General features: G+C 26.4%; 22 protein-coding genes. 8 read left to right on the forward strand and 14 right to left on the reverse strand.

Features of this window, described 5'->3' with window-relative positions; all coding sequences use genetic code 25:
- Window positions 1-61 precede the first annotated feature (61 nt).
- Both HLG78_RS02465 and HLG78_RS02470 read right to left on the reverse strand, forming a co-directional pair.
- Window positions 62-1,087 (reverse strand): putative zinc-binding metallopeptidase, encoded by a 1,026-nt coding sequence (locus HLG78_RS02465; RefSeq protein ID WP_231180659.1) that lies wholly within the window; start codon window positions 1,085-1,087, stop codon window positions 62-64.
- Complete coding sequence (locus HLG78_RS02470) at window positions 1,068-3,146, reverse strand: 3'-5' exonuclease (RefSeq protein ID WP_231180661.1); 2,079 nt, start codon at window positions 3,144-3,146, stop codon at window positions 1,068-1,070. Before HLG78_RS02470 ends, HLG78_RS02465 begins: the two co-directional genes overlap by 20 nt.
- 138 nt (window positions 3,147-3,284) lie before the next feature.
- Between HLG78_RS02470 and HLG78_RS02475 the strand changes: the two genes are divergently transcribed.
- The gene (locus HLG78_RS02475; RefSeq protein ID WP_231180663.1) at window positions 3,285-4,589 is read left to right on the forward strand and encodes a hypothetical protein; all 1,305 of its coding nucleotides are present in this window, start codon (window positions 3,285-3,287) and stop codon (window positions 4,587-4,589) included.
- A gap of 475 nt (window positions 4,590-5,064) precedes the next feature.
- On the forward strand, window positions 5,065-6,054 hold the full coding sequence (locus tag HLG78_RS02480) for a hypothetical protein (protein ID WP_231180665.1): 990 nt from the start codon (window positions 5,065-5,067) through the stop codon (window positions 6,052-6,054).
- Between the two features lie 184 nt (window positions 6,055-6,238).
- Here the strand turns inward: HLG78_RS02480 and HLG78_RS02485 are convergent, their stop codons facing one another.
- From HLG78_RS02485 to atpG, 4 genes are all read right to left on the reverse strand, one after another.
- Complete coding sequence (locus HLG78_RS02485; RefSeq protein ID WP_231180667.1) at window positions 6,239-9,361, reverse strand: type IV secretory system conjugative DNA transfer family protein; 3,123 nt, start codon at window positions 9,359-9,361, stop codon at window positions 6,239-6,241.
- Window positions 9,362-9,547: 186 nt separating this feature from the next.
- Entirely contained in the window at window positions 9,548-9,955 is a 408-nt protein-coding gene (locus tag HLG78_RS02490) for an iron-sulfur cluster assembly scaffold protein (protein WP_231180669.1), read from the reverse strand.
- Window positions 9,955-10,623, reverse strand: a complete 669-nt coding sequence (locus HLG78_RS02495) for a SufD family Fe-S cluster assembly protein (RefSeq protein WP_231180671.1) — start codon at window positions 10,621-10,623, stop codon at window positions 9,955-9,957. Before HLG78_RS02495 ends, HLG78_RS02490 begins: the two co-directional genes overlap by 1 nt.
- Before the next feature lie 28 nt (window positions 10,624-10,651).
- Window positions 10,652-11,530 (reverse strand): ATP synthase F1 subunit gamma, encoded by an 879-nt coding sequence (atpG, locus tag HLG78_RS02500; RefSeq protein WP_231180673.1) that lies wholly within the window; start codon window positions 11,528-11,530, stop codon window positions 10,652-10,654.
- Window positions 11,531-11,761: 231 nt separating this feature from the next.
- Here atpG and tmk point away from each other — a divergent pair, with 231 nt between their 5' ends.
- The gene (gene tmk / locus HLG78_RS02505; RefSeq protein WP_231180676.1) at window positions 11,762-12,388 is read left to right on the forward strand and encodes a dTMP kinase; all 627 of its coding nucleotides are present in this window, start codon (window positions 11,762-11,764) and stop codon (window positions 12,386-12,388) included.
- 2 nt (window positions 12,389-12,390) lie between these two features.
- On the opposite strand, the gene HLG78_RS02510 is transcribed toward tmk, so the two are convergent.
- From HLG78_RS02510 to rny, 5 genes are all read right to left on the reverse strand, one after another.
- Window positions 12,391-12,813 (reverse strand): dUTP diphosphatase, encoded by a 423-nt coding sequence (locus tag HLG78_RS02510; RefSeq protein ID WP_231180678.1) that lies wholly within the window; start codon window positions 12,811-12,813, stop codon window positions 12,391-12,393.
- A gap of 24 nt (window positions 12,814-12,837) precedes the next feature.
- Window positions 12,838-13,410 carry a dCTP deaminase gene (gene dcd / locus HLG78_RS02515; RefSeq protein WP_231180679.1) on the reverse strand — a complete coding sequence of 191 codons (573 nt, stop codon included), beginning with the start codon at window positions 13,408-13,410 and terminating at the stop codon, window positions 12,838-12,840.
- A 25-nt stretch (window positions 13,411-13,435) separates the two neighbouring features.
- Window positions 13,436-14,959, reverse strand: coding sequence for a hypothetical protein (locus tag HLG78_RS02520; RefSeq protein WP_231180681.1), 1,524 nt, complete (start codon window positions 14,957-14,959; stop codon window positions 13,436-13,438).
- Entirely contained in the window at window positions 14,960-15,763 is an 804-nt protein-coding gene (locus HLG78_RS02525; protein WP_231180683.1) for a hypothetical protein, read from the reverse strand.
- Between the two features lie 63 nt (window positions 15,764-15,826).
- Window positions 15,827-17,320, reverse strand: a complete 1,494-nt coding sequence (rny, locus tag HLG78_RS02530; RefSeq protein ID WP_231180719.1) for a ribonuclease Y — start codon at window positions 17,318-17,320, stop codon at window positions 15,827-15,829.
- Between the two features lie 163 nt (window positions 17,321-17,483).
- On the opposite strand from rny, the gene HLG78_RS02535 reads away from it, so the two are divergent.
- The 4 genes from HLG78_RS02535 (at window position 17,484) to HLG78_RS02550 (ending at window position 21,062) form a co-directional block, all read left to right on the forward strand.
- On the forward strand, window positions 17,484-18,269 hold the full coding sequence (locus tag HLG78_RS02535) for a polysaccharide deacetylase family protein (RefSeq protein ID WP_231180766.1): 786 nt from the start codon (window positions 17,484-17,486) through the stop codon (window positions 18,267-18,269).
- Window positions 18,270-18,418: 149 nt separating this feature from the next.
- Entirely contained in the window at window positions 18,419-20,116 is a 1,698-nt protein-coding gene (gene dnaG / locus HLG78_RS02540) for a DNA primase (protein WP_231180767.1), read from the forward strand.
- Window positions 20,117-20,210: 94 nt separating this feature from the next.
- Entirely contained in the window at window positions 20,211-20,876 is a 666-nt protein-coding gene (locus HLG78_RS02545; RefSeq protein ID WP_231180768.1) for a cell division ATP-binding protein FtsE, read from the forward strand.
- A gap of 18 nt (window positions 20,877-20,894) precedes the next feature.
- Window positions 20,895-21,062 (forward strand): hypothetical protein, encoded by a 168-nt coding sequence (locus tag HLG78_RS02550; RefSeq protein WP_231180769.1) that lies wholly within the window; start codon window positions 20,895-20,897, stop codon window positions 21,060-21,062.
- 267 nt (window positions 21,063-21,329) lie between these two features.
- Here the strand turns inward: HLG78_RS02550 and trmD are convergent, their stop codons facing one another.
- Complete coding sequence (gene trmD / locus HLG78_RS02555) at window positions 21,330-22,010, reverse strand: tRNA (guanosine(37)-N1)-methyltransferase TrmD (RefSeq protein WP_231180770.1); 681 nt, start codon at window positions 22,008-22,010, stop codon at window positions 21,330-21,332.
- Window positions 22,011-22,224: 214 nt separating this feature from the next.
- Here trmD and HLG78_RS02560 point away from each other — a divergent pair, with 214 nt between their 5' ends.
- The gene (locus HLG78_RS02560; protein WP_231180771.1) at window positions 22,225-23,022 is read left to right on the forward strand and encodes a phosphatase PAP2 family protein; all 798 of its coding nucleotides are present in this window, start codon (window positions 22,225-22,227) and stop codon (window positions 23,020-23,022) included.
- 64 nt (window positions 23,023-23,086) lie between these two features.
- On the opposite strand, the gene HLG78_RS02565 is transcribed toward HLG78_RS02560, so the two are convergent.
- Window positions 23,087-24,904, reverse strand: coding sequence for an elongator complex protein 3 (locus tag HLG78_RS02565; protein WP_231180772.1), 1,818 nt, complete (start codon window positions 24,902-24,904; stop codon window positions 23,087-23,089).
- Between the two features lie 57 nt (window positions 24,905-24,961).
- Window positions 24,962-25,240 (reverse strand): 2Fe-2S iron-sulfur cluster-binding protein, encoded by a 279-nt coding sequence (locus tag HLG78_RS02570; protein ID WP_231180773.1) that lies wholly within the window; start codon window positions 25,238-25,240, stop codon window positions 24,962-24,964.
- Between the last annotated feature and the right edge of the window lie 19 nt (window positions 25,241-25,259).

The raw sequence follows: 25,259 nt of genomic DNA on the forward strand, positions 1-25,259 counted from the left end.
TTATTTTTCTAAAATTTTTGTTATTTTACAATTTTAATATTTTTTTTAAAAAAATCAAATTTTAATTATACATTTTGGTAGTATCCCGAGGTCTCCGCTCTGGATTTGATTTTACCTTTTGTTTATTTTGTTGGTCATAGTTTATATAATCTCATCAAAACAATCTTTCCATAAACATAAATTTTCTTCTCAAATTTGTACTATAATTTGCCATTTGTCTAAATGCTCCATAATGATTGATATACATATTTACAGTTTCTGCAAAATCTTCAAACGGATTTGTCATAGCATACCCACCCACAAAATCTTCTCTCCTAGCAGATGCTTTTCTTGTATTCTCATCTTCCCAGCTTATGCTATAAAAACTCAAGGAAGGATCATCTTCATAAAATACCTCTTCTCCAAACTCTGTAAAAGCTGTATGTTTATTGCCTCAAGATCATCTCAAAACTCCCAAGTCAATTATATGACCAAGTTCATGCACAAACACTTCCATAAACTCTATTTCATTTGGGATTGATTGAATATTCATCATTATATTATGATGTCAAGCATATCATCTTCTTCAACTTTTTTGAGTAACATTTATATTTCTAATTGTTTCTATTAATCATCTTTCATAATCCAGGAAGTCATCTATATTTTTCATTAAGTATATCATCAAAGCCTGATACAAAACTCTATCCTGTACCTGAATATCTCTATGAAATCAAGTAAGTCTACATTTTTCTACAAATATAGAACATAGCTTTGAATATGTTTCTTCATTCAACTCTAGTTCTACTGGAGATGTATGAACTTCCTGTTCATCATTGTTGCTATCTACTATTTCTTCGATAGTTTGTTTGGCTTTTTCTTTTGATTCTTTATAAATGCTCTGCATATCACTTTCATCTTTTACAAAATCTTCTGCCTTTATTTTTTCAAAAGATTCAACCTCCTCTATCAAATTTTTTCATATCAAAAAATCTGCAGCCCTATCATATTTGATTTTATTACTGCTATCTCATACTTCCTGAGGGAAGCCAAACAAGCCAACATATATTATCAAACTACCCAAAAATATTTTAATTAAAAGTTTCTTCATTTTGATTATTATAATATCTAACATCCATTATCATTTGTTTTTCCAGTGGTCAAGGTATATGATATTTTATAATTTTATTGAAAAATACTTTTTCTGCAAATAATGACATCAAAAACTCAAATCAACCTATTACTATTTTTTTGTTTTGCTGTTTTGCATAAAACAAATTTTTTCCCAGTCATCAAGTAATATTCTCTGCCAATAATGTATATGAGTTATTATTATCATTTAGATAAAATAAAAGTTCTTGAGAATAAGACTTATTGGCACACAATATAAAAATACTATCACAATCTATTTTTATGTTTTCTTTTTTGGAAACAGACTGAATTTGTATACCAGAATACATACTATCATCAGTATCAAGCTTTTTGAAATTTTCTTTGGAATAATTAGAAAAAAACACCACATCTACATCCTGAAATTTATCCAAAAACTCCATATAATTTATCACATTATCAGTTTTTTGTAGTACAAAATAGAATTTGTCTTCTTCATACATCTTCTTTTCTGCTATAAAAATATTGTCCATAACATAATAAAGCTCAAGAAACTTCTGCTTTATGCTATACCAATCATACTCATCCAAGTAATTCTTAAGTTGTTTGAAATCATTTTTCAAACCATCAAAAACCTTGTTTGTTTTCCAAAAGTCTTGGTTATCAAAAACAGCATCTATCTCTACTTTGGGTTTATCAGTATTTTTGAACTTGTTTGTAATTTCCTGAAAAAAAACTCAACAAAAAATCATATATTTTTTGAAAAACTGATCTATTTGGTACAATTTGTCAGATTCAAGATGATATTTGTAAGAAAGATTTTCAAGTAAATATACTATATCATATACATCTATTGGTTTGTTCAGATATTTAAGAAAAGATATATACCACCAATCCCAGTCAAAGAAAACTATTTTGTAGTCTGAAAGTTCATCTTTGTATTTATCCAAGTTCTCTAATAATCATCAATGAGTTGAAAGGACAATATTGGGAAGTTTTTTGTTCACAGTTTTTTTCAAAAAGTTTCGTATCCAATATTCTTGAGAAGTTGATATATCCAAAAATCAACTTCACTTGTCGTACTGGATAAAATATTTCATCAAAAATTCAACCTCAAAATCTTTGAAACTATCTTTCTCCAAAAATTTCTTTATTTTTTCTTCATCAATAAAGCTTTCTTCTCACAAATTTCATATATTATTTACCCCAAGATTTGATAGTATTTGCCTGATTATCTTCAATTTTCATACAGAAGAAAAAGCAAAAACAAGTTTCTCATTTTTTCATAAAATTCAAGAAATTAGCTTTTTCTTGTCTATATTTCATATATATACTTTTTCTTTGTTGTCTATATCCAACAAATCGTATCAGTTTTTTGAAAAAAATCTTTTCTCAGGATTTACTGATTTTTGCAATGGAGGCAAATCATTAGACTTATTTGCAGAAAATCTAGATAAATCATAGATTTTATTGTAGTTTCATTGGTTACAAGAGACAATATAAGGTAGTATATCATATTTTTCAAATATATACGAAGAATAATTCACAAATTCTTCAAATATATGCTTACAAGCAATACTGTCAGAAAGTGCATCATGATATTTTAGTTGGATATTTTGTTTGGAGTTTTTTTTGATATTTTCAAATACCACCTCCAAAGAATAACTAGGAAGAAAATGATAAATCACTCTTGATAAATTATAAGTATCTATACTCAAAAAATATTCTATATCCAAATATTTTTGAAGAATTTGTATATCAAAACCTACATTATGTCAAATCAAAACTGTATTTTCATCAAAAAATCCTTTTATATCCTCTACAACTTGATAAATATCAGGAGCATCCTGAATATCTTCTATGGTTATATCTGTGATAAAACTAACTATATCTTTTATCTTATCAAGTTTTTTGGATGGTTTTACAAAGCTTTTGTATTGCTTTATTATATTGAAATCTTTATCAAACTGCACCAAACCAATTTGTATAGGCTCATCTTTTTGAATATTCAATCAAGTAGTTTCAAAATCAAAACATACATAATTCAAGTCTTTTAACATATGATCAATAAGATATAAATAGTAAAGTTATAACAAATAAAAGGTCTTATTCAAGAAAAAATCCTTCAAAAAAGTTTTTTGTTGATTTTTTTAAAGTTTTTATTATGCTATCGGGTAATTTAGAAAAAAACAAACTATATGTTTAAGTTTATTAAGCTTTTCTTAATTTTTATACTTTTATATCATATACTACACACATTCATAATTCATCAAATATTTTGATGAGATTACTCAATGATATTTTCTGTTTGAAAAGAGGTTATATGGGTAGTTTTTGTTTTAATAGTTGGTATTTTAAATTATAAATTTATAATTGAATTTATTAAAAAGTTTTGGAAATATATTGCCATAATTATTGGGATAAGTATATGGTGAATTCTTATCTCTTTGTTAAACAATCAATCAATTTGAGATATAATAATATGATACAAATACAACATATACTTTTTTATAATATTTGCTAGTTGAATTTTCTTGTGATATATAGCATACCAAAAACAATTAATCAAAAAAATACTAGAATTTTACAATTTTTTGTTTTATATTATTTTGTTTGCAGTTTGATTTGGTTTGGTGTGGTGGCTTGCCAAGCTTGGTTTCAAAGATAGTTTTTATTATCTTGGATATTGACCAGTATGAGATTTTGTTTTCTGAGAAGAGCCTCCAGTATACTATCGCACTTGACCAGATGGTATGCCAAGAAATTCTTGAATATTTGCCTGACCAAATAATTTCTGATTTTTTCTGGTAGCATTTTTCTCTTTTTTCATTTATATAAGTATGAAATATTGGAATCCCAAAGATCTTTTTGCAAACAAAGATATCAAATGACTGATCAAATGAACTTTTCTTTCATGATTGTATATAATATCATGACTTCTAACCTTCTCAAGATGATTTATTGTATGAATCTTGCCACAAGCATACTACTTTTTCTCACAACTTGTATGAAATGCCAAAAAAGTATGAATACGATTTACAACAGCCTTGATAGTTGTAGTTACCTGATTTAGTATATGGAAACGAGAAAGTACAGTTCAGCATTTTAATGAAACTACAAATGCTATCTATATTGCTTCACAAAATAGTCTCTGACACTGACTTTGAACATCATGACCTGCAATTCATCATTGATGAGAAATATTGCCAGAAAATATATATTTACAGGTTTTCATAGATATATGATCTATAGGATTTATACTTTGGACCTTGTTTTTTTTCTTATTTTTTATGGATAGTAAAAACATAATCACCAACAATCAAAAAGTATCTAGCAACCAAAAACAAGCAACAATGTATTTTATTTTATTAAGTTTGTGATTATTCTGACTTTTAATTGAAGGATTTTTCTTACATATATTTGAAGATAGTATGGTCAATTACCTTTTCTTCATTTCTTTGTGAATTATTTTTGGGTATTGTTATAGTTTGAATAGTAAATAAATTATATAATATTAAATTTTAATCAAATACTCAATCTACCATCCTTTTGAATTGTTCTTGCTCCACTTCCTACAATTTTTGGATTGCTATTTAGTATAACTGCTGAGAAATTATTCAGGCTGATTACTTACTATACTATTTCATCTTGGGTGTTTTTATTTTTTATTTTGGGATATATGAATTTATAAATAGTATAAATCTAATTAGTATCACTATTACAACTCCTCCAACTTTTGCCATATATTGCTTTCTATATCGTTAATATCCTGAATTAATTTTTCTTGTTTTCGTACTCTATTGGCTGATATTCTATATTTTTGTAGCTATAAATAAGCAATTAGGGCAATTTTGTAATTACAATTTTTTTGTAGCTTTTCAATATTTCTTTCTATCTTTTTATTTGAAGAATATTGAAAAAAATTGAAAAAGAGCTTAAAATATATATTATATACAGATTTATACACTAACTGCAATAATGATAAATTTATTGATGTTATCTGCTTTATGAACTTTTTTCTGAGAATCATCTTCTTCCAAAATGAAAAAAATATGAGAAGATTTATCTTTTTATCAAAAGTGACTTATTATTGAAGGTGTTAAAATAATTTTTTTTATTTTTTTATTATATAGTATAGGTTCTTGGAGTTTAGAATTAAATTTATTATCAACAATATTGATTGCTTTATATATAATATCATGCTTTCTTTCTATTTATTTTGCTATGAATGCTATAAATATAGCTGATAGATCTACAAATTCATTATTTTCGGTACTTGTATTACCTATGTTACTTTTTGCAGACATATTATTATGATACGAAATTACTACTTACCACATAATTGGGGTGATTTTTATTGTTCTTATTTTGTTTTTTTCTAGCTATAATTGAAGTATATCTACAAAATGAATTTATTATGTTTTATGAACCCAAATAACAGCTGCTTTTGGTATTACTATATACAAATATTTAATAACTCACTATGTATCAGTAGAAGCAATAATACTAGTAGTTTCTATATTTATGGTAATTACTTTTTCTATCATAACTATTTACAATTTGTGAATAAAATGATTAACTGTTTGTTTTAAATATAATAATCTACAAATATGATTTTTAACATCAATATGACAGACATTATGACTTTTTGCTTACTTATTTTGACCAGCATCAATAGTTACAGCTATTAGAAGAATATTCCAAATGTTTTGGTGAGTAGTTTTTGGTAAATTATTATTTCATGAAGAAAATTTTTGAAAAAAAATTTGAAATCTAGCTGTATTATCAATTGGAATACTAATAATGAATTTTCAATCTTTTACAGTAAATGCAAACTTCCTGACAGATATAAATTTAAGTTTATTTAAATGAGATATAAGTTGATATAAAGTGCATACTGAACAAATAATTGATATTGAAAATTTCTCAAAAAATATTGAAAATTCATATATTAATCATATTAACTAGAATTTTATAGAAAAGTTTGACTACAGTGCCTATTTGAGGGATATAAAAATAGAAAACAGCAAAAACACATAAAAGGAGTATCTACTATATTTATACCATGTTTTTCTATAATTTCCCAAATATCAGGATTTCATGAATCCAGTATACTCCACTTTTCATTAAACTAAAACACCAAACAAACTAACTAATCATCTGCCATACCAAGTCTTGCACTTATCTCAGCATCCACAAACTCTCTTTTTCTTCAATATTTTTTCTGACAATATTCTTTCAAAACTTTTGCAACTTCTGGATTTTTATAATCTTCTGTCCATATAGTATTCATACTAAACACTCTACTGCTTGCATTATTGATATTAAGTTTCATATAAGTTTTGAAGTTGGATATTCATACTATATCTTGAGGAGAAAGTACTGGAGCATACTCTTTTTCCAAAACTTCAGCATCTGGTGCTCATACTTTAAAACTTTGCATAGTTCACACATTACCAAAAACAGCATCCTTTACTCATCATCAACTTTCTCAAAGATTATTTCAAGCATTTGATTCAAGCTGTCATATATACTGATGAGCCATTATCAATGACAAATGATATTTTCTTGCCTCAGACAGAATATCTGCAAAAGTATCTGTCACAAAGTTTTGAAACTCATCCACATACAAAAAGAAATCTCTTCTTTGATCTTCAGGTATATCAGCCCTGGACATAGCAGCTGTATTTATCTGACTAACCAATATCATACCCAACAACTGAGCATTCATTTCTCAAATTTTTCATTTACTAAGATTCACCAAAAGTATTTTTCATTCATCCATTGCCTCTCTAAATTTAACTGCAGATTTTGTTTGTCAAATAATATTTCTAATCAATCTATTGGTAATAAAATTCACAAACTTAGAACTAAAGTATGGAATAATTTCTTGTTTTTCTCTATCACCCATTGCATTATAAGTCTTTTCCCAGAAATTTCTAACCACAGGATTTTTTACCTTTTTGATTTTGTACTCTCTAAAAGCCTGGTCTGTAAACAATCTAGGAACATCTATCAAAGTAGCTCAATCCTCCATATCTTCCAGTAATGTCAAACTAGCATACTTGAAATACTCCTGAATTCTAGGACCAAATATCTCTGGTCAAAACATTTTCATAAAAATTTCTGTAGCATCATTTACTACTCTATCTGCTTGATCTGGATTGTCTATCTCATACAAATTTAGTCACATAGGCCTATCCTCATCTCAAGCATCAAAATATATTACATCTTTTGCTCTTTCTTTTGGTATATACTCCAATATATCTTCTACCAAATCTCAGTGGGGATCTATCACACAAAGTCAGTCTCAATTCCAAACATCCTGTCTTGCCAGCGATGCAATATATACCGACTTACCTCAACCGGATTTTCAGATAATATAATGGTGTCTTGACCTATCTTTTCTCTTCATATATACAGGTGTAAACCTATTTCTATGAACATTTATTCACAGCAATGTCCCATCCTTAAAAACTCTTAGTCAAGTTTTCTTAATTCTTTTTTTCTTTTTAACATATTTTTTTCAGTTGTCTTCTACTATTTCTTTGTCAAGAAGTTCTTTTTCTGAAAATTTTTCAATAGGGATCAACTCTTCTTTTGTTTCAACTTTCTTTCACACTCACCAATGCCTACTATCAGAAAAAATTTTGGATAAATCTCAATCTTTATATTCTTCAGCTATTTTTCAAGTAATAAAGAACTCATTTGGTTCTTTCAATTCAGGCAAGTTATCCGGAGCAGGTAAAGCTTTGTAATCCATCCATTTAATTATAGGAGAACGGTTGAATAATCAATCTGGCAAATGCAAAAGTCATGCAAGCTCATTTACAGTAAGTATATTTCTCCTATAAAAGAAATTTGGCAAATGAAAAAATACAGCAAATCTCCACAAAGGCTTAAAGATAAAACCAAAGATATCGTGCAAAATTTCAGGCTGATCAAGTCAATTATTATATTCATCCTTGTATATTGTCAAAGCACTAACTAATGACTGAAGATTTGCATTAAGTCTATCTTTATAATTAGAAGAAGTAATCAACATTAATCATGTAGTAAATGCAGGCTTACCTGCTTCATCTCACATAGTGTTCAATGCATCTTCTTCTGCTTTAATCATACGAATAAGTGGATCTCATTGTGTATTACTACCATAAGGATTGTGTGGATCAGAATATTTTTTCACAAGTGCATTTGAAGGTCAATATATTAGAAAGTCTATTAACTTCCAAGGAAATATTATTTTTTTCCAAAGCGGCTCATTTATTGTAACCGACTCATCTTTTTTATATAATGCTGTAGAAAATTCTTGGGCTTTATTATTAAACCAAGATCATTCCGGTTTTATAGTCATAAATATAGTAAAAGTATCATCATTAGGAATTTTTCATATAGCATCAAGAAGATTATTCATAGGGTCATCTTCCAGTTGTTTGAAAACCCTTACTGGGTATACTGGATCTTTTTCTGGATGCATTGGTATTAAGTCATTATATTTCTTTTTGAAAAATCTAGGAACTCCAATAGTTTCTACACTTGCATCAGAATACTGAGCAGTAATTGCTCACTCCAAAATATTTTTATACTCAGGGTAAATTGCAAATATATACTGTATCATTCAATTTTCATAATGCATCCCTAGAGAAAGTTTTGGTTTACAAAAAATGAAGGACATAATTACATCCCATACAGAAAGTTCTCAGAGCTTATGTACATTTCTATATACCTGAGACATTCTAGCTATTTTTTCATGCATGTCTTTTGCTATCTCTTTTTGCATTTCCCTTTCTTCTCTACTATCTCACCTAGGCAACATAACCCTCAAATAAACAAGTCTCCTAACACTAAAAACATCATACAAAAATTCAAAAAGAAATTTAAAAAGCCTCCAAGCAAAATATCATAATATCAACGCTCATGCAATCAAAAGCCCTATCCGTGCATAATGAATTCATTCTTCAATTATTGGTCAAAAAACACCCTCATCTTCTTGAGATGACTCCTCTTGAGCATGCAACTCTTCTTGATTCATCTCATCATCTTCTTCCTCTGCTGCTCAATGAACTCTATCTTGAGTTCAATCATCCTGATAATTTTGTTTTTTTTCTTGTACAAAATCATTTATCTGTCATGATCATCAAAACTCCCTATAACATTCCATTCTATCTTGTCTATCACCCCAAGCATCAATTGTCATAGATTCTACATCATCAACTTCATACTGATTTGCTTGCAACTCTTGTTGAAGAAGATTTTTACATTGATCAAGATTCATATTTTATTTTAGTTTTTATTTAAAACATACAATTAAAAATATTATAAGAAAAGCTTTCTATTTTGTCAAATTTTGTCTAAATATAAAAATGCTTACTATATTAAGTATACTATAATTTTAACTATACAATAAATTTTTCCTAATCTTAAAAAGTCTTAATAACACACAAAATAAATATCACAAAAATTAATCATCTATCAAATCATCAAAATCATCTGTTTGTCAATCATTTTTGTACTGATGAATTGCATTCCTTGTTGCAAGAAGTCATAATACTGCTGATCTTTTCCTTCTTTCACTAACTTCAAATCAAAGCTCTTTCATAAAATTATAATCCAATGACAAAACATCATCTATATGATATCAGGATATTTCTTCTGCAAAAAGACTAACAGCAGCTGTAGTAACCATAGATGTATCTCAAGAAAAACTAAACTCTTTGATGTATCATTTTTCATCAATTTTTAAAAAAACATTAATTCAATCTCAACACAAAGGGTTTCATTCTTGATAATATGCATCTGGCTCCTTTATTTCATAATTATTAATAGGATTATGAGCATATTCTTGCACTATCATACCAATGTCATTCATTAATCAAGAATATAATCTAAAACATTATTCTTTTTTTCTTGCTGATCTACCTGTTCAAAAAAATTATTAATATATCAACTTATTATCATCTCTTTGCAGTCTCTTTGAGTGATTCATTTTGATGTTATATAAAATATTTTCATAGGATCCAGTTTTGAAATTTTTGCTCAATGACTTGCCTGCACTTGATTACAATATATATCAAGTCTTGGGATTATTTTTATGCTTCATGTGTCATCCAAAAATATATTTTCCTGTGATAAAAATCATTTGGATTCGTTACAGTTTTTTTCTATTTTTATACTTCAATCAACATCAATAACTCCATTATTTCAAGCCATTCAAACCATTGAAACATCACAAGCAACATTTGGGGTTCTAATATTATTAGAAAGTTTTCATCTTAGTTGTCAATTTTTATTTAAAAACAATGTTTTAACTTCTGAATTTATTCATTCAAAATCATAATTTAAATTTATTTCAAAATTGCTGTCACCAAAAAAACATCAGAAATATTTGATACTTTGTCATCAAACTCAGGTAATTTTTCTTTTTATATTACTACTTGAAATAATATCAATTAATATCACTTCTTTTCAGCTTTCTATTATTATATCATTATCATTTTGTCACAAAAAATAAACTCAAGAAGATGTAATTTTTTTCATTTATAATTTTAATAAAACCTTAAATCAATTATTCCATTGCAGAAGTTGCTCAGGTTATTTCAGATATTTCCTGGGTAATCATTCACTGCCTTGTTTTATTATATGTAAGCGTTAGATTATTAATTGTACTTTCACTATTATCTTTAGCATTTTTCATAGCTATCATTCTAGAAGCAAACTCTCAAGTTTTATTTTGAATCAAAGCTGACAATATCATATAACTTCTTATTTGTCTTTTTATTTCTTTTTCTAATGTTTGCACATCAGGTTCTATTATTAGCTGTCTTCATCTTAAATCCGATTTTAGATCATACTCCTCTTCAATATCTGACAAAAATTGATGAAAATTTTCTTTTTTTAGAGGATATATATCAATATTAGTAGGTACTTGTATTAGACTATTTTTGAAGTAATTAAAATAAACTTTTATTTCTCAATAATATCATTCATCAAGAGAAGACTCTATATAATCAAAAAGAGGTATCAAATCTTCGTTGCTGAAATTATCTGGCAAAGAAAGTTGTCAAACTATATTTAGATTCATTCTGTTTGCATACTCTAATCATTTTTTTCAGATAACAAAATAATCTGCATCATCATTTTTCCTAACATGCAAATCATCTACCTGTCTAATTATCTTTGAATTCAGGGCACCACACAATCATCTATCAGTTGTGACAAGTATAATAAGCTTTTTTGATGCTGATGAACTATCAGAAAACAAATTAAGTTGCTGTCATATGTTGTTTAAAATAAACATCAAGTCAAGAAGATAGTTTTTTAAAGCAGCTGCTTTATCTTTATTTTTTTGTAATCTTACAGTAGAAACAACCTCCAGAGCTCTTGTTATTTTTTTAAGATTTTTCACGGATTTAATTTTTGACTTTATTTGATTTAGATTTGCCATCAAAAAATAGACTTAAATAATAAATATACAACAAAACTAATATAAATATTTATTTAATTTTTTCAATTAAAAATAAGCTCTAGTTTTTGAAAAATCACCTACTTAACTTATCATATTATGCCCCAAATTAGTTGATTTAAGGTTTATATATTTTTAATAATCAATTGAAAATTGATATACTTTTATTATAAGTAGCAATATACAAAAAATTTTTACAATTAAGTTTTTTTTATGTTCATAGTTTTTGAGTGAGGAGAATGAGCCGGTAAAACAACACAAATAAAAAATCTTACAAAATATTTTGAACAAAAATGAAAAAAAGTAATAACAACTAGGGAACCATGATGAAATTGATCAAAAATTGCTGAAGACATAAGAAAAATACTCAAATCTCCAGAAAATAGTTCTATGTCTCACAAAACAGAATTATTTCTTTTTCTTGCTTCAAGAGCACAACATATACAAGAAGTAATTTTACCCAAGCTTGAAGAATGATATATAGTTATTTCAGATAGGTTTTCATTTAGTACTATTGCCTATCAACATTTCTGAAGAAATCTTTTTGAGTATGATTTCATAAAAAGCTTGAATAATATTGCAACAACTTGAATAACACCTGATGCCACAATTTTTTTTGATATAGACCCTGAAAAATGAATTAATCGTATCAAAGATTGAAGACAAATCCAGGATTGTAGACTGGATCAGGAAAAACTTGAATTTCACAAAAAAGTAAGAGATTGATTTTTACAAATAAGTGAAAAAGAAGAAAACTTTTATAGTGTTGATGCTGAAAAAAAAGAAGCAGAAGTATTTGAACAAGTTTTGCAAATTATAAATAAAAAACTAAATATTTAAAATTATCAAGTTGTTCAAAATCCTCACCTATTCTTTTCTTCCATATTTTCTACCAACTCAAACTCTGGTTTTTCTATTTTTACAAATACTCACTGTCATATTCTTGTTCAAGCTGGAATAAACTGTTCATTATTTGTAAAATTTATAAAAGGAAATTTAATTGTATCTTCATCTCAACAATAATCTTGATCAACAATTCAAACTGAATTTGCTTGAATTAATCAAAATTTTTTGAAAGTAGAACTTCTTGGTTGTACTTGGAGCATAAATCAATCTGGAGTTTCTATCACAGTTCATGTATCAACGAGCTTAAACTCTCATGGTCAAAAAGTTGTATCATTCATAGTTTTAAAATCAAAACCTACCGCTCAATCAGTATGATATTCCAATGGCTTACCATCAAATGTCTTAATTCTTACTTTCATATTATTTTTTTAGAATCTAAATTTTTAATAATTATCATCAAATATTTTACTTTCTTGAACATTATTTTGATTCATATATTTACTTGATTTTCTATTTGCATAATTTTCAACACATTTACTGCTTAGCAAATGAAAAGCAAATTGTCATACCCTCATTCAAGGGTGCAACTTTATAGGTATTTCATTGATATTGGTAATTTCCAAAGTAATTTTTCATTTAAATCATGGATCTACAAATCAAGCAGTTGAATGTATAATAAGTCACAACCTTCCCAAAGAACTTCTTCCTTCACATCTGGCAACAATATCATCTGGAAGTCATATTGTTTCAAAAGTTGTTCATAAAATAAATTGTCATGGATGCACTATCAAATCTTCTCACTCTTCAAGCGAAACAATTTTTATATTTTTTTCATCTAATGATTTTCTTGGGTCAATAACATCTACACAAGTTTTATCATAAAACTTGAAATCGTATCACAATCTAAAATCCAAACTCGCAGGTCATATTTGCTGAAAAATATCATATTTTTCTGAAATAAACTCTAAGTTATTTTCTTGGATTCTATTTTTAATATCTTTATCTGAAAGAATCATCTTTAATCTTTCTTAAAATTTAAAACTAGTCAGATACATTAATATTTATCCTTGATCTTATAGACGGGATGGTATCATACCAATGGGGAGTTGTCCTAATCAAAGCAACATCTATCTCATCATAAGATACTATCTCATTTCTTGCTGAAGATACTGTTTCTCATAATATATTTCACTTTATCTCATTTTTTATCCTATTTATATCCAAATCAAAATTGTATCACCATATTACATCAACACGAGTTGGTATATTATAAACACCATCCTCACCTACTACATCATAAAATATTGGGCTGTTTTTGTCTATCTCTACAAGCTGTAAGTTTTCAGACATTCTATCTGATATATATTCCTCAACTCAGTTCTTTAAATCACTCCATTCTACATATGGAAATCTAATTATAAAAGAAGCTTGTCATTGAATTGTAGAAGCTGACTCTCACACATCATGCGAGAGTTGTATATCAATATCAGAAGTATTTATAAGTTGAGAAAAAGGGAAAGTATACTTCTCTTCATAATCTTCCATTAGAGATCAAACTATAGTTCTTTTATTATTATTTATATAATCTGAAATATTATTTTCAACATTTTCTATATCTTCTTCTGTTACTTCTCAATCTTCTTCAGTATGTCAGCCAGTAAAATCCTGTATTGACTCAGCAAAAATTTCTTCATTATCATAACTTTGAGGAAGATTCCTTATTAATAATCTAGTTCAAGAATCAATATTTCATCTTTCTCATATAATATTTCAATCTTCATCTTCTACATCTGCCTCTACCTCTACTTCAGCAACACCTGGATCTTCTTGAGTTCAGGACGGTAAGTTTGCCCAATTTTTTGTTCTAAAAATCAATCAGTTTTCATCCACAAATCTGGTATTTGAAACCAAGGAATACTCGGTATCAGTTGTATTATAAACTCTTATCATACCAGTTGCAGGTTGTTGATTATATGTAAGATCTCAAACATTAAACTCTTTAGAAAATGAGTATTCATAAGTTTTTATATTATATGGGATTCATATTTGTTTAATCTGTGGAGGCTCATCACTACTGGCAGGATAATAACGAAAATTATATGTCACATCATCAATATTATAAGCAGGTTTTATATGTATATTTGCAGAAGGTGTAATATATCAATAAAACAAGTATAGAATAAAAACCAACAATAAGACTTCTGCTCATATTACAAAATACATAGCATTACTTCTTTGTCTGATTATTTTTTCATGAAAATCTTTTCAATAAAAAAAAGTATTAGAGAAAAAACTTATAAATTTTTTATAAAAAGGCTGTCAAATATTAGTAAAATTTACTCAAAGTTTTTTGTAATAATTTTGAACTTTGGTTTCTCTACACAAAAAATTATAATCTATTTTTTTTGATTCTAAAAGTTCTTTTATTTGTTTTCCCCATCGAATATTATCAAATATTTCATTTTGAGAGTTAATCCGGATCTTAACTTGTCTTCAAGTTGGGATTTTTTCTAACGTATTAAATATTTTATATAAAGAATCTTTTTTTCAAAAGTTTATATTCATCTATCATTTGTTTTTATTATAAATTTCCTTTGATTTGATGTATCTAAAATAATAAAACAGAATAATTCAAGATAAGATTAATGTCCAGTAATTCTTAACATCAAAATTATATCAAAACATACTTATTCAAAAGTTATGAGAGTATAACTGAAACTGAAATATAAAATTGAGCATCAATAACAATAATATAAATCACAACAATCAAACTCAATATTTTTTCAACACATAACTCATAGAAAACACTAAAACAAAACATAAGATAGAAACCAAAGACAAGATTAATCAAACCGGATAAACTTGATCAAATCTATAAATAAAACTTTCTGGAATCAAAGCAGAAACTCATAAAAAACTGTTTGTTGGTTGTCATATAAAATCATCTCCCAATAAAAGAAAGAATCAAAAAGGTACCAATGCCAAACTTAAACTATAAAAAATTATATCAATCCATTTTAATTGTTCATTTTTAATATCAACATTTTTTAAAAATAATATAGTGCTTAGGAAAAGTCAAAGACTTATTCAGATAAAACTAAAATCATATCAATAAGGAGAAAGAATAAGCATGAGATCATTTATACTCAAAGGTATTATCAACAAACTATCAAACAAATGATACAAATAAGATCAAAAAAAATATGGAAGTATTAAAAAAACAGGAAGCCAGTTAAAAAACCTCCAAAAATTAACATTATATCTTTTTGCGTAAAAATTCATTAAAAAAACAAATGTTAAAACAAAAACCACAACTCATATTCAAGTCATATATATGGTAATTCAAAACAACTCAAAAAAGGGATACATTTTAAAACATTTATTTATTAAATTTACTATGACATAATAACAAATTAAAAATCTATTTCAATATTAACTTATATAAGAAGTTACCTTGTTTTCTCTAATTCACACAACTCTAATTGTTCATGGATAATCAAGCTGTCACTCAATTTTTGAAGAAATTATTTTTAAAATTTCTTGCAACTGAACATCATCAACCTTTTCTGGATCAACAAAACTCATAATTTCTCTTCAAGCTTGCATTATATATACTTTTTTAACTCAATCAATTCAAGAAATCAACTTTTCAAGATTTTCCATTCTTTCTATAAACATATTTTTAGTATTAAGTCTTGCTCACGGTCTTCAAGCACTAATTCCATCTGCTGCTGCCACTATCCATGATATTGGATTATCAGGTTGTATATCAAAATGATGACTTTCAGCAGCATTTATTATTGTTTCATTAAGCCCAAATTTTCTGAGTATTTCTCATCACGCTTTTGAATGTGCTATTCATGCACCATTTTTAAGCTTTCATATATCATGAAATAGTCAAGCCTTTTTAGCTAATACTGAATCCAATTTCATTTCACTAGCAATAGCTTCACATATTCTTGCAACTTCTATACTATGAATCCATAGATTTTGTCAATAACTATATCTAAAATAAAACTGTCATATCATTTTAACTATATCTGGCTTCATCATTGGTAACGAAAGAGATGTAAGAGCCTCTTTTCATTTCTCCAAAACATAATTATCAAAATCTGATACAACTTCATTATAGTATTTTTCTATGTAGATTGGATTTATTCTTCAATCATTAATTAGTTTTTTTAATGTTTCTGTAGCAACAAATCTTTTCTCTGGATCAAAACAAGATACATTCACTACTAAAGGAGTATCATCGATAATTATCTCCGATCAAGTTAGCCTTTCAAAAAAAGATATATTTCTTCATTCCTTTCAAATAATTTTTCACTTGGTTTCCTCACTTGGAAGATCAACAATAGAAATAGTAAATTCACTAACATTATTCACTCACACCCTTGGTAAAATTTTTGATATTATTCAATGAGCAACTTTTTCTGACTCCTCCTGTTTTAACTGTTCTTGTTTATTTATAAAATTTGAAATTTCTTCTTTATTTTCTGATTTTATTATATCAAAAAGCTTTTCTTTGGCTTCTTGCTTTGAAAGATTTGATATTTCTTCTAACTTCTCTATTTGTTTTTGATGTTCATTGTTAATATCTTCTTTTAACTGGTTAACTTCTTCTTTTTTTTCTGCTAACTCAGACTTTTCCTGTTCAAGTTTTTCTTCTTTTTTTGAAAGTCTATCTTCTAATATTTCAACTCTATTTAGCTTTTGTTGAGATTCTTTGTTTGCATCTTCTATAATACTTTCTGCTTTTCTTTGTGCTTGATTTATTGTTTCATAATACTCATTTTCTATCTTCTCCAATCTTTCATCTAGTTTTTTTTCTTTCTTATTTACATAAGTTTCATAAACAAACTTTCATATAAAAAATCAAAGCACAAATACTAAGATAAAAAGTCATAGTATTTGATAATCTAACATTTTATTATTTTAGTTTCTTAAATTTATAATTTTAATTACTTGCTGTTAGATTATTAAGGATTTGGATATCAATGTCAAATAAAAATTCACATTATTAATAATTAATTATTGAAAAATCACAAAAATAAATTATATATATGTATTTACAAATCAAAAAAAATAAATGAAAACTTTTATAATATTAATTATTTTTATTTTAGGAAATAGTTTATGATATAGTTACTTATCACTAGAACACTCTACTAAACCTAACATAAAAAAAACTTACATAAATAAAACTGATTTTGAAAATAACATAAAACCACTTAGACAAACTATTAAAAACCAAAAAAATATTGAAACCATCCAGAAAAAATGTAAATCAAATATATTTCCCAAAAACAAATATCTTCTAACTTTTGATGATTGACCTTATGAAAATATCACAAAGGAAATACTAGAAATCCTAAACCAGTATGATGTAAATGCAGTTTTTTTCCTATTATGAAAAAACATAATTAAGAACCCACATCTTATAAACAAAATAGTAAAAAATGGTCACATACTAGGAAATCATACCTTTACACATAGAAGCCTGAAAAAATTAAACTACACACAAACAAAAAATGAAATAAAATCAACTAACTTATTAATTAATAATATTTTATGATTTGAGTATCCTATAAAATTATTCAGACCACCATATTGAAAAAGAAATTCAAGTTTTGATCAAATTATGCAAAATAAAAAATTAACCTGATGTTTTTGGAATTTTGACACACTGGACTGGCAAGTAGACGAACTTTGAGTATCAAAAAACGAAATTAAAAACAACATTAAAACTCAAATACAAAAAAATCCAACTTGATGAAAAAATATATTGTTTCATGATGTAGAAAAAGTTACACCCAAATTATTACCATACACAATAGAAAAACTAAAAAAATACTGAAATTCTTCCATCTTCTAAAATAAAATTATTGACAATTATCAAGTATATTTCAAAAGCAATTAAATAATTAATTTTAACTTTTTTCTTGAAAAATAAAATTGCTTGAAAAATTTGTTTTTTTTAATAACATCACAAATGAAGAACTTTATTAATGAAAATTTTCTTTAATGAGCAAACTTACTGACGACATATTATCAAATATTGACATTGTTGATATAATAAGTAAATATGTTAACTTAAAAAAAAGCGGCTCAAATTATTCTGGTTTATGCCCATTCCATAATGAAAAAACCCCTTCTTTTATGGTAAGCGAAGAAAAACAAATATACAAATGTTTTGGCTGTGGAGCCTGATGAAATGCTATTAATTTTATTATGGAAATAGAAAAAATAGATTTTTGGGATGGTATAAAAATTTTATCTAAAGATGCATGAATAGACATTTCTTCATATCAACACAAAAAAGAAGATTTTGATAAAAAAGCACACTTTAGGGAAAGAATCAAAAAATTAAATTCTTATGCCACAAAATATTTTCAAACTCAAATAAATGATGCAAACACTGCACAAAAATATCTTATGGAAGACAGAAAACTTGACCAGGATTTGATAAATTCTTTTCAGATAGGATATGCACCAAATAACTTTTTCGATATTGTACAATACCTCAAAGATAAATGATTTTCCAAAGAAGAAATGTTGGAAAGTTGACTAATAAGAGAATGAAACAGTGGAGACTTATATTCATTTTTTAGAGACAGAATAATGTTTCCTATAAAAGACCATATATGAAATATTGTTGCATTTGCTTGAAGATATATACAAGAAAAAGAAAACTCTCCAAAATATTTGAATATTTCTAGTACAGTACTGTATGATAAATCTAAAATTCTATACTGAATAGATCTTGCCAAAAAAAATATAAAAACATTTTGAGAAATAATTGTTGTAGAATGATATATGGATGTAATAGCTTTGCACAAACTATGAAAATGAGTATGAGTAGCAACTTGTGGTACTGCTCTAACTGTAGAACACATAAAACTATTAAAAAGACATACAGACAATATTATATTTTGTTTTGATGATGATCAAGCATGAATATCTGCAACAATTAGATGATTAAAAAATGCTTGGATACAATGAGTATACCCCAAAATTATGATTCTACCAGAATGATACAAAGATATTGATGATTTTGTTAAAAATTCTAAAAAACTTGAATATCAACAAGTTGATTGATTTGAACATATTTGTAAACACCTTAAAAAACAGTATGACATTCAGTCTCCAGTATGAAGAAAAAATTTTATAAATGACATTTTTGATCTACTTGAGGCTTTAGAAGATTACTCCATATTAAGTTTTTATTTGGAAAAAGTTTCATCTTATCTTTCTATAAATTATGATATATTATTTAGACAGTTTAAATCATTTCTAAAGTCTTCTAAAAAAAATTCAACAAATAAAAAAAACAATAATGACTTTGATAACGAAGAAGACAAAAAATATCTCCTTGCTAGTATTTTCTATAATTCTTTTTTGGAAAGGAATGAACTTAATACCAATCAAATAAAAAATCATATAAAAGTATTTGATGATATACTGGAATACTTCCCAGAAAGCATAATTTATAAAGTAAAATACAACATATCAGAAGAACACAAACAAAAAATTTTAGAACATCAATTATGGCGAGAAAAACAGTTTGAACAACTAACTAATGAAAAAAAAGAGAGAATATTGCTTGATTTCCTTAAAAGACAAATACAAGAATTATCCAAATTTTTGTACAAATCAAATAAAATACAACAATCTAAAAAAACTGAAATATTTGAAAACATAAAAAATCTTGTTAAACAATAAATTGTCAATTCTTATTTTTTGTTGAGATTAAACTTTTTTGATTTAAAAAAATAATTTATTATAATAATAACATATTTAAAAATAATTTTTTTTGATGGACAAAGAAAACTTGGTTGAAATAGAAGATTTAACATGGTGATATCCTTGATGTCCCAATTTCATATTTGAGAAATTTAATTTCAAACTTGATAAACAGGATTTTTGCTTTGTTTTATGAAAATCTGGAGTATGAAAAACAACTCTTATTAAATTTTTGGTAAGACAGCTACTACCCCCCAAAAAAATGATTTTTTATAAAAAAGAAGATATAGCAAGGTTTTCAAACAAAGAAATTCAAAAATACAGAAGAAAAATATGAGTAATTTATCAAGATTTTAAACTCATAGATTATAAAACTGTACAAGAAAATATAGAATATCCAATGCAAATTATTTGACAAAAAGCAAGTTTTATAAAAAAGAAATCAAATGAAATTTTGTATAAAATGAACTTGATGGATAAAAAAACATTTTATCCTCCTCAACTAAGTTGATGAGAAAAACAAAGAGTAAGTATAGCAAGAGCACTAATTACAGATCCAGAATTTATTATAGCAGATGAACCAACAGGAAATTTAGATAAAGAAACTTCTAGAGAAATTTCAGATTATTTAGTATCTCTTAATGAACAAGGTCATACTATTCTTTTTATTACACACGATCTAGAACTTATGGAATATGTAAAAAAACAAAACAAAAAAATAAAATCTATAAAAATTTAAATCCTAACAAAACAAAAAATGAAAACAAAAATTTTAAAAGAGTTATATAATGAAAACATCCCAAGATTTATTCTTATAAATATAGAAAAAGAATTGGATAGTATGAATAACTATAAACTTCAGAATGTTTTTAACAATATCGATTTAATTAAAGATTATATTTATAGTATGCTAAACAAATCTTAGATATTTATTATATTTATAAATTAAAACAAAAAATGCAAATAAATTCAACATATACTAATTCTTTATTCAGCATAAGAAAAAATCATTTTTGCAAAAATATATTTTATGATGAAAGCTTTTTTAATACCACAAAAAATGTATTAATAAAAGATAAATATACAAATAACAAAAAAGACCTTACTCTATTGAATTTTTACATAAAATATTGTACTGAGGTAAGATTATTCTTGTCTGAAATCTCGCAAAATCCTTGTAGATATAAAAGTATTAAATAGATCTTTCATTATCCTCTCTTCGTTTTTTTATCATAGAATGATTTCATGAGAGTAGTTCATCTGGAACATTATATCAATAAACATTTTGAGGCCTTGTATACTGAGGATATTCTATATTTTGCATTTGTTTGTGTGGAGTATAACTTTCTTCTTGCAAACTATCTTGCTGTCATAACACTCATTCTTTAAGTCTTGTAGTTGCTTCAATAAATGCCATACTTGCTACTTCTCCTCACATTAATATAAATTTTCATAATGATAATTTTTCAAATTTTTGAGGATAATTATCCATAAAATACTTTTCAAAACGATAGTCTATTCATTCATATCTTCAACAAACAAGTATTAAATCTTCAAAATTTTTGAACCTAATAGCATTTTCTTGATCAAAAATATTTTTACTTGGAGAAAAGTAAATTATCTTAAAGTTTTGTGTTTTAATTGAATTTATTATATCCATAGTACAATCAATAACTGGTTTTGCTTTTAGAAGCATTCATGATCATCATCAATAGATTTCATCGTCTATTTGTTTATGTTTATCATAACAAAAATACCTAGGATTATAAAAATTTAGTTCTATTTTTTTATTGCATACAGCCTTATGTATTATAGAAGTATCAATAAATCATTTGAAAATTTCAGGGAATATACTAACTATATGAATTCTCATCTATTATAAAATTTTATAAAAATATATAAATTAGTCTTATTTAGTTTTATTATTTTCTGATCATACAATATTATATATAAACTTATAAAATTTATTTGCAATATGTTTTGGATATTTTTTAACCTAATAAGTTAAATTCAGAAAAAGATTTGTATTGACATTACAAACAAAATAATTATAAAGAACATGCCAAACAAAAAAAGGGGGAAAAATTATGAAATACAAAATCATTACCATTATTTGCATCTTCTGTGTTGCAATGTTTAGCAACAACGTTCATGCAAACAACTATAATGAAGGTATTTCCTACAGCAACTATGCTGCTAATTTTGTAAAGATACCTTTTAGAGCCACCCTAGAACCGTTTAGAGGAGACCAAAAGGGCATTAAGAGGAATTTAATAATTGCAACAGGAGTAGGTTTAACTCTGGCTTATGATCAAGATATTAGAGATTACGTTCAAGATGAAGTATATGGAGGAAGCAATTCATTAAGTAGATTCCTTTATAATGTGGGAAGCAAAGATTACGCTATACCTGGGTTCTTAGGAGTGTATGCAATAAGTGCAATTTCTGGAAATAGGTACTTTTTCGACACTATGAACCTATCTTTTCAGTCATTTCTAATCACACAAATGTTTACTGAAATTACCAAGGGGACAGTAAACAGAATAAGGCCCAGAAATAGCCCTGATGACCCCTTTAACAGAGAAGATGATGCTCAATCATTCTTCTCAGGACACGCAAGTGGAACATGGGCAGTTGCTACTGTATTTGCCCAAAGGTATCCATCTTTCCAGATACCAGCATATACTCTAGCAACTTCTGTTTCTCTCTCAAGAGTCTATGAAGACGCCCATTGGATGTCTGACGTGCTTGTTGGTTCTTTAGTAGGCTATGGAATTGCTAGGCTGACAATTAGACTAAATGATGCATATCCAAATAATCAAGTACAGGTATCACCTGTGTTTGATGGAGATTCAGTAGGTGCCACCATTGGATTCAGGTGGTAAAAAATACTGAGGTGGAAGGAAACCCTTTCCACCTCTTTTTAAAAAACAAATTCTAGCATTATAATTATAAATCTTTTACCATATATGTTCACTCCAAATGATATCAAAGTTTTCTATAATAATCTCTAACTCCTACTCAAGAAATTACAGAGATTTTCTTATAGTTTTTTCATAAAGATATTCTTTCTGATATTTCCATCATTCTGCTTCAAAATCATTTATGCTGAAATGTATCTTCAATATTTTTATTTATTTTTGCCAATTGTCAATAAACATGTAATTCCCTAACCATAGCTACATTTTCTCATAATCAATCTCGATTTATAGTATTTTTTTCATAAGGTAAAAGCAACCTTAAAAAACCATATAAATAACCAAACTCATCCTCAAAACTTATAAAAAACTCTTCACCTACAGATGAAAAATATTTTCTTATAATTAAAAGTTCATTTTGGGCATCTTCTGTTCTATTTGATATTTCTCTTGCTCTTGTATCCAATGATACAAAATTTCTTGGATTATTTAAATTTGGCTTTCATCAAACAATATATGTTTTTTCTGTATTATTTCAATTTTCAAACTCAAAAATATTTTCAAAATTATCTAAATAACAAGAATTGGGATAAAGTCTTTTATAATGGTTTTCTCTTAGAGAAGAATCTTCTTTGTACTCTTTATGCATATTATTCATTACTATTTGTCTTAGGTTTGTTAGCTTACTTCCTGCAACTATTTCTGTTTCAGGAATATCTCTAATAAGTCTTTTTATTCTAGTATAAGGAGGAATCGTATCAACTTGAACTTTTTTGGTAATATGTTTTATTTGTTCATTAGTAAGTGGCTCATAATATCATTCTTTTCGAAGCTCATACAATCTAGTATTTGGAATCACTGAAGTAGGATAAAATTTAATTTCATCAGGCTTCATAAAAACATCTGAATATGCTTTTTCCATTGTTTTTATATCTTTTTCCACACTAGATCAATATAAACCAGGCATAAAATGACAAGAAAACTTAAATCAGTATTGTCTTAATTTATGCAAAGAGTTCCTTGCCTGTTGTACAGTGTTTCATCTATCATTTTTTTCTAAAACATCATCGTACAAACTCTGTATTCAAATCTCCAGTCTTGTAACACCAAGCTCTCTCCAAAATTTACAATTTTCATCTGTTACAAATTCTGGTCTTGTTTCTATAGTTAGTCATATGATTCTACAATCAGCTTTTTCATTATTTTTTTGAGATTCCTCAAGGGTTTTATCAAAATTTTGTTCAAAATTATCAGTAACTGTAAACTTAGAAAATTTTAAATCATTTCAATCTAGTTTATTTTTTGATTTAAATTCAAAAAAAGTATTGCATGCATCATACAAAGATTTTACAAACCATCTTTTATATTCTTTTGGATAACTATCCCATGTTCACCCCAAAACTATCATCTCTATTTTATCTATATCATGTCCTGTCATAAAAAGAGACATCAATCTATTATAAGTTTGCTTGATAGGATCAAACTGATTTAGTAATGCTCTCATCGCTCAAGGCTCTGTATTGATATAACTTTTGGGCATCGTTGCATCATCTGGACAAAAAATACATTTTCAAGGACATGGCCAAGGCTTTGTAAGAACTTGAACTGGTACAATTCAAGATTTGCTTCTTATTCATCTTTTTCTTAGAGATTTTCTAACATTTGATTTAGGAGTGATTTTTCATTCATCAACCATTTTATTGTATGTTGCCAAAACCTGCATATTTGTTGGGACATTACTTAATTTTGATTCTTTTGCAAACTTCTTTTTTAAATCCTTGATCAAATCAGGAACTATTTCATTATCTTGATATGAAACTATTTCTTTTACTAAATTTTCAAGATTCACTTGATTATATTAAAATATAAATTAATTTTTTATAATTATATAATATTAAAATACAATTTAAAATATTGTTTCCAACTCTACAAATCTATCAGATTGATATTTTACATAAGTTTTACATGTCTTAATTACATCTGATTCTACATAACTTCAATCTTCTGATAGTAACAAATCTTTTCAAGTTTTGACTCTACAAGAACAAATTCAACATTTTCATTGCATACAAGAATACGGCATATTGAAAGATGTTTTTAGTATCAGATTCAATATTGTGTTATTCTCTTCAGCTTCTAATTTCCAAGATTTTTTATTATCAGATTTTATAATAATCTTTGTCATTATAAATTTTAATAGTAAA

The sequence above is a fragment of the Candidatus Absconditicoccus praedator genome, assembly GCF_021057185.1.
Classification (GTDB): domain Bacteria; phylum Patescibacteriota; class Gracilibacteria; order Absconditabacterales; family Absconditicoccaceae; genus Absconditicoccus; species Absconditicoccus praedator.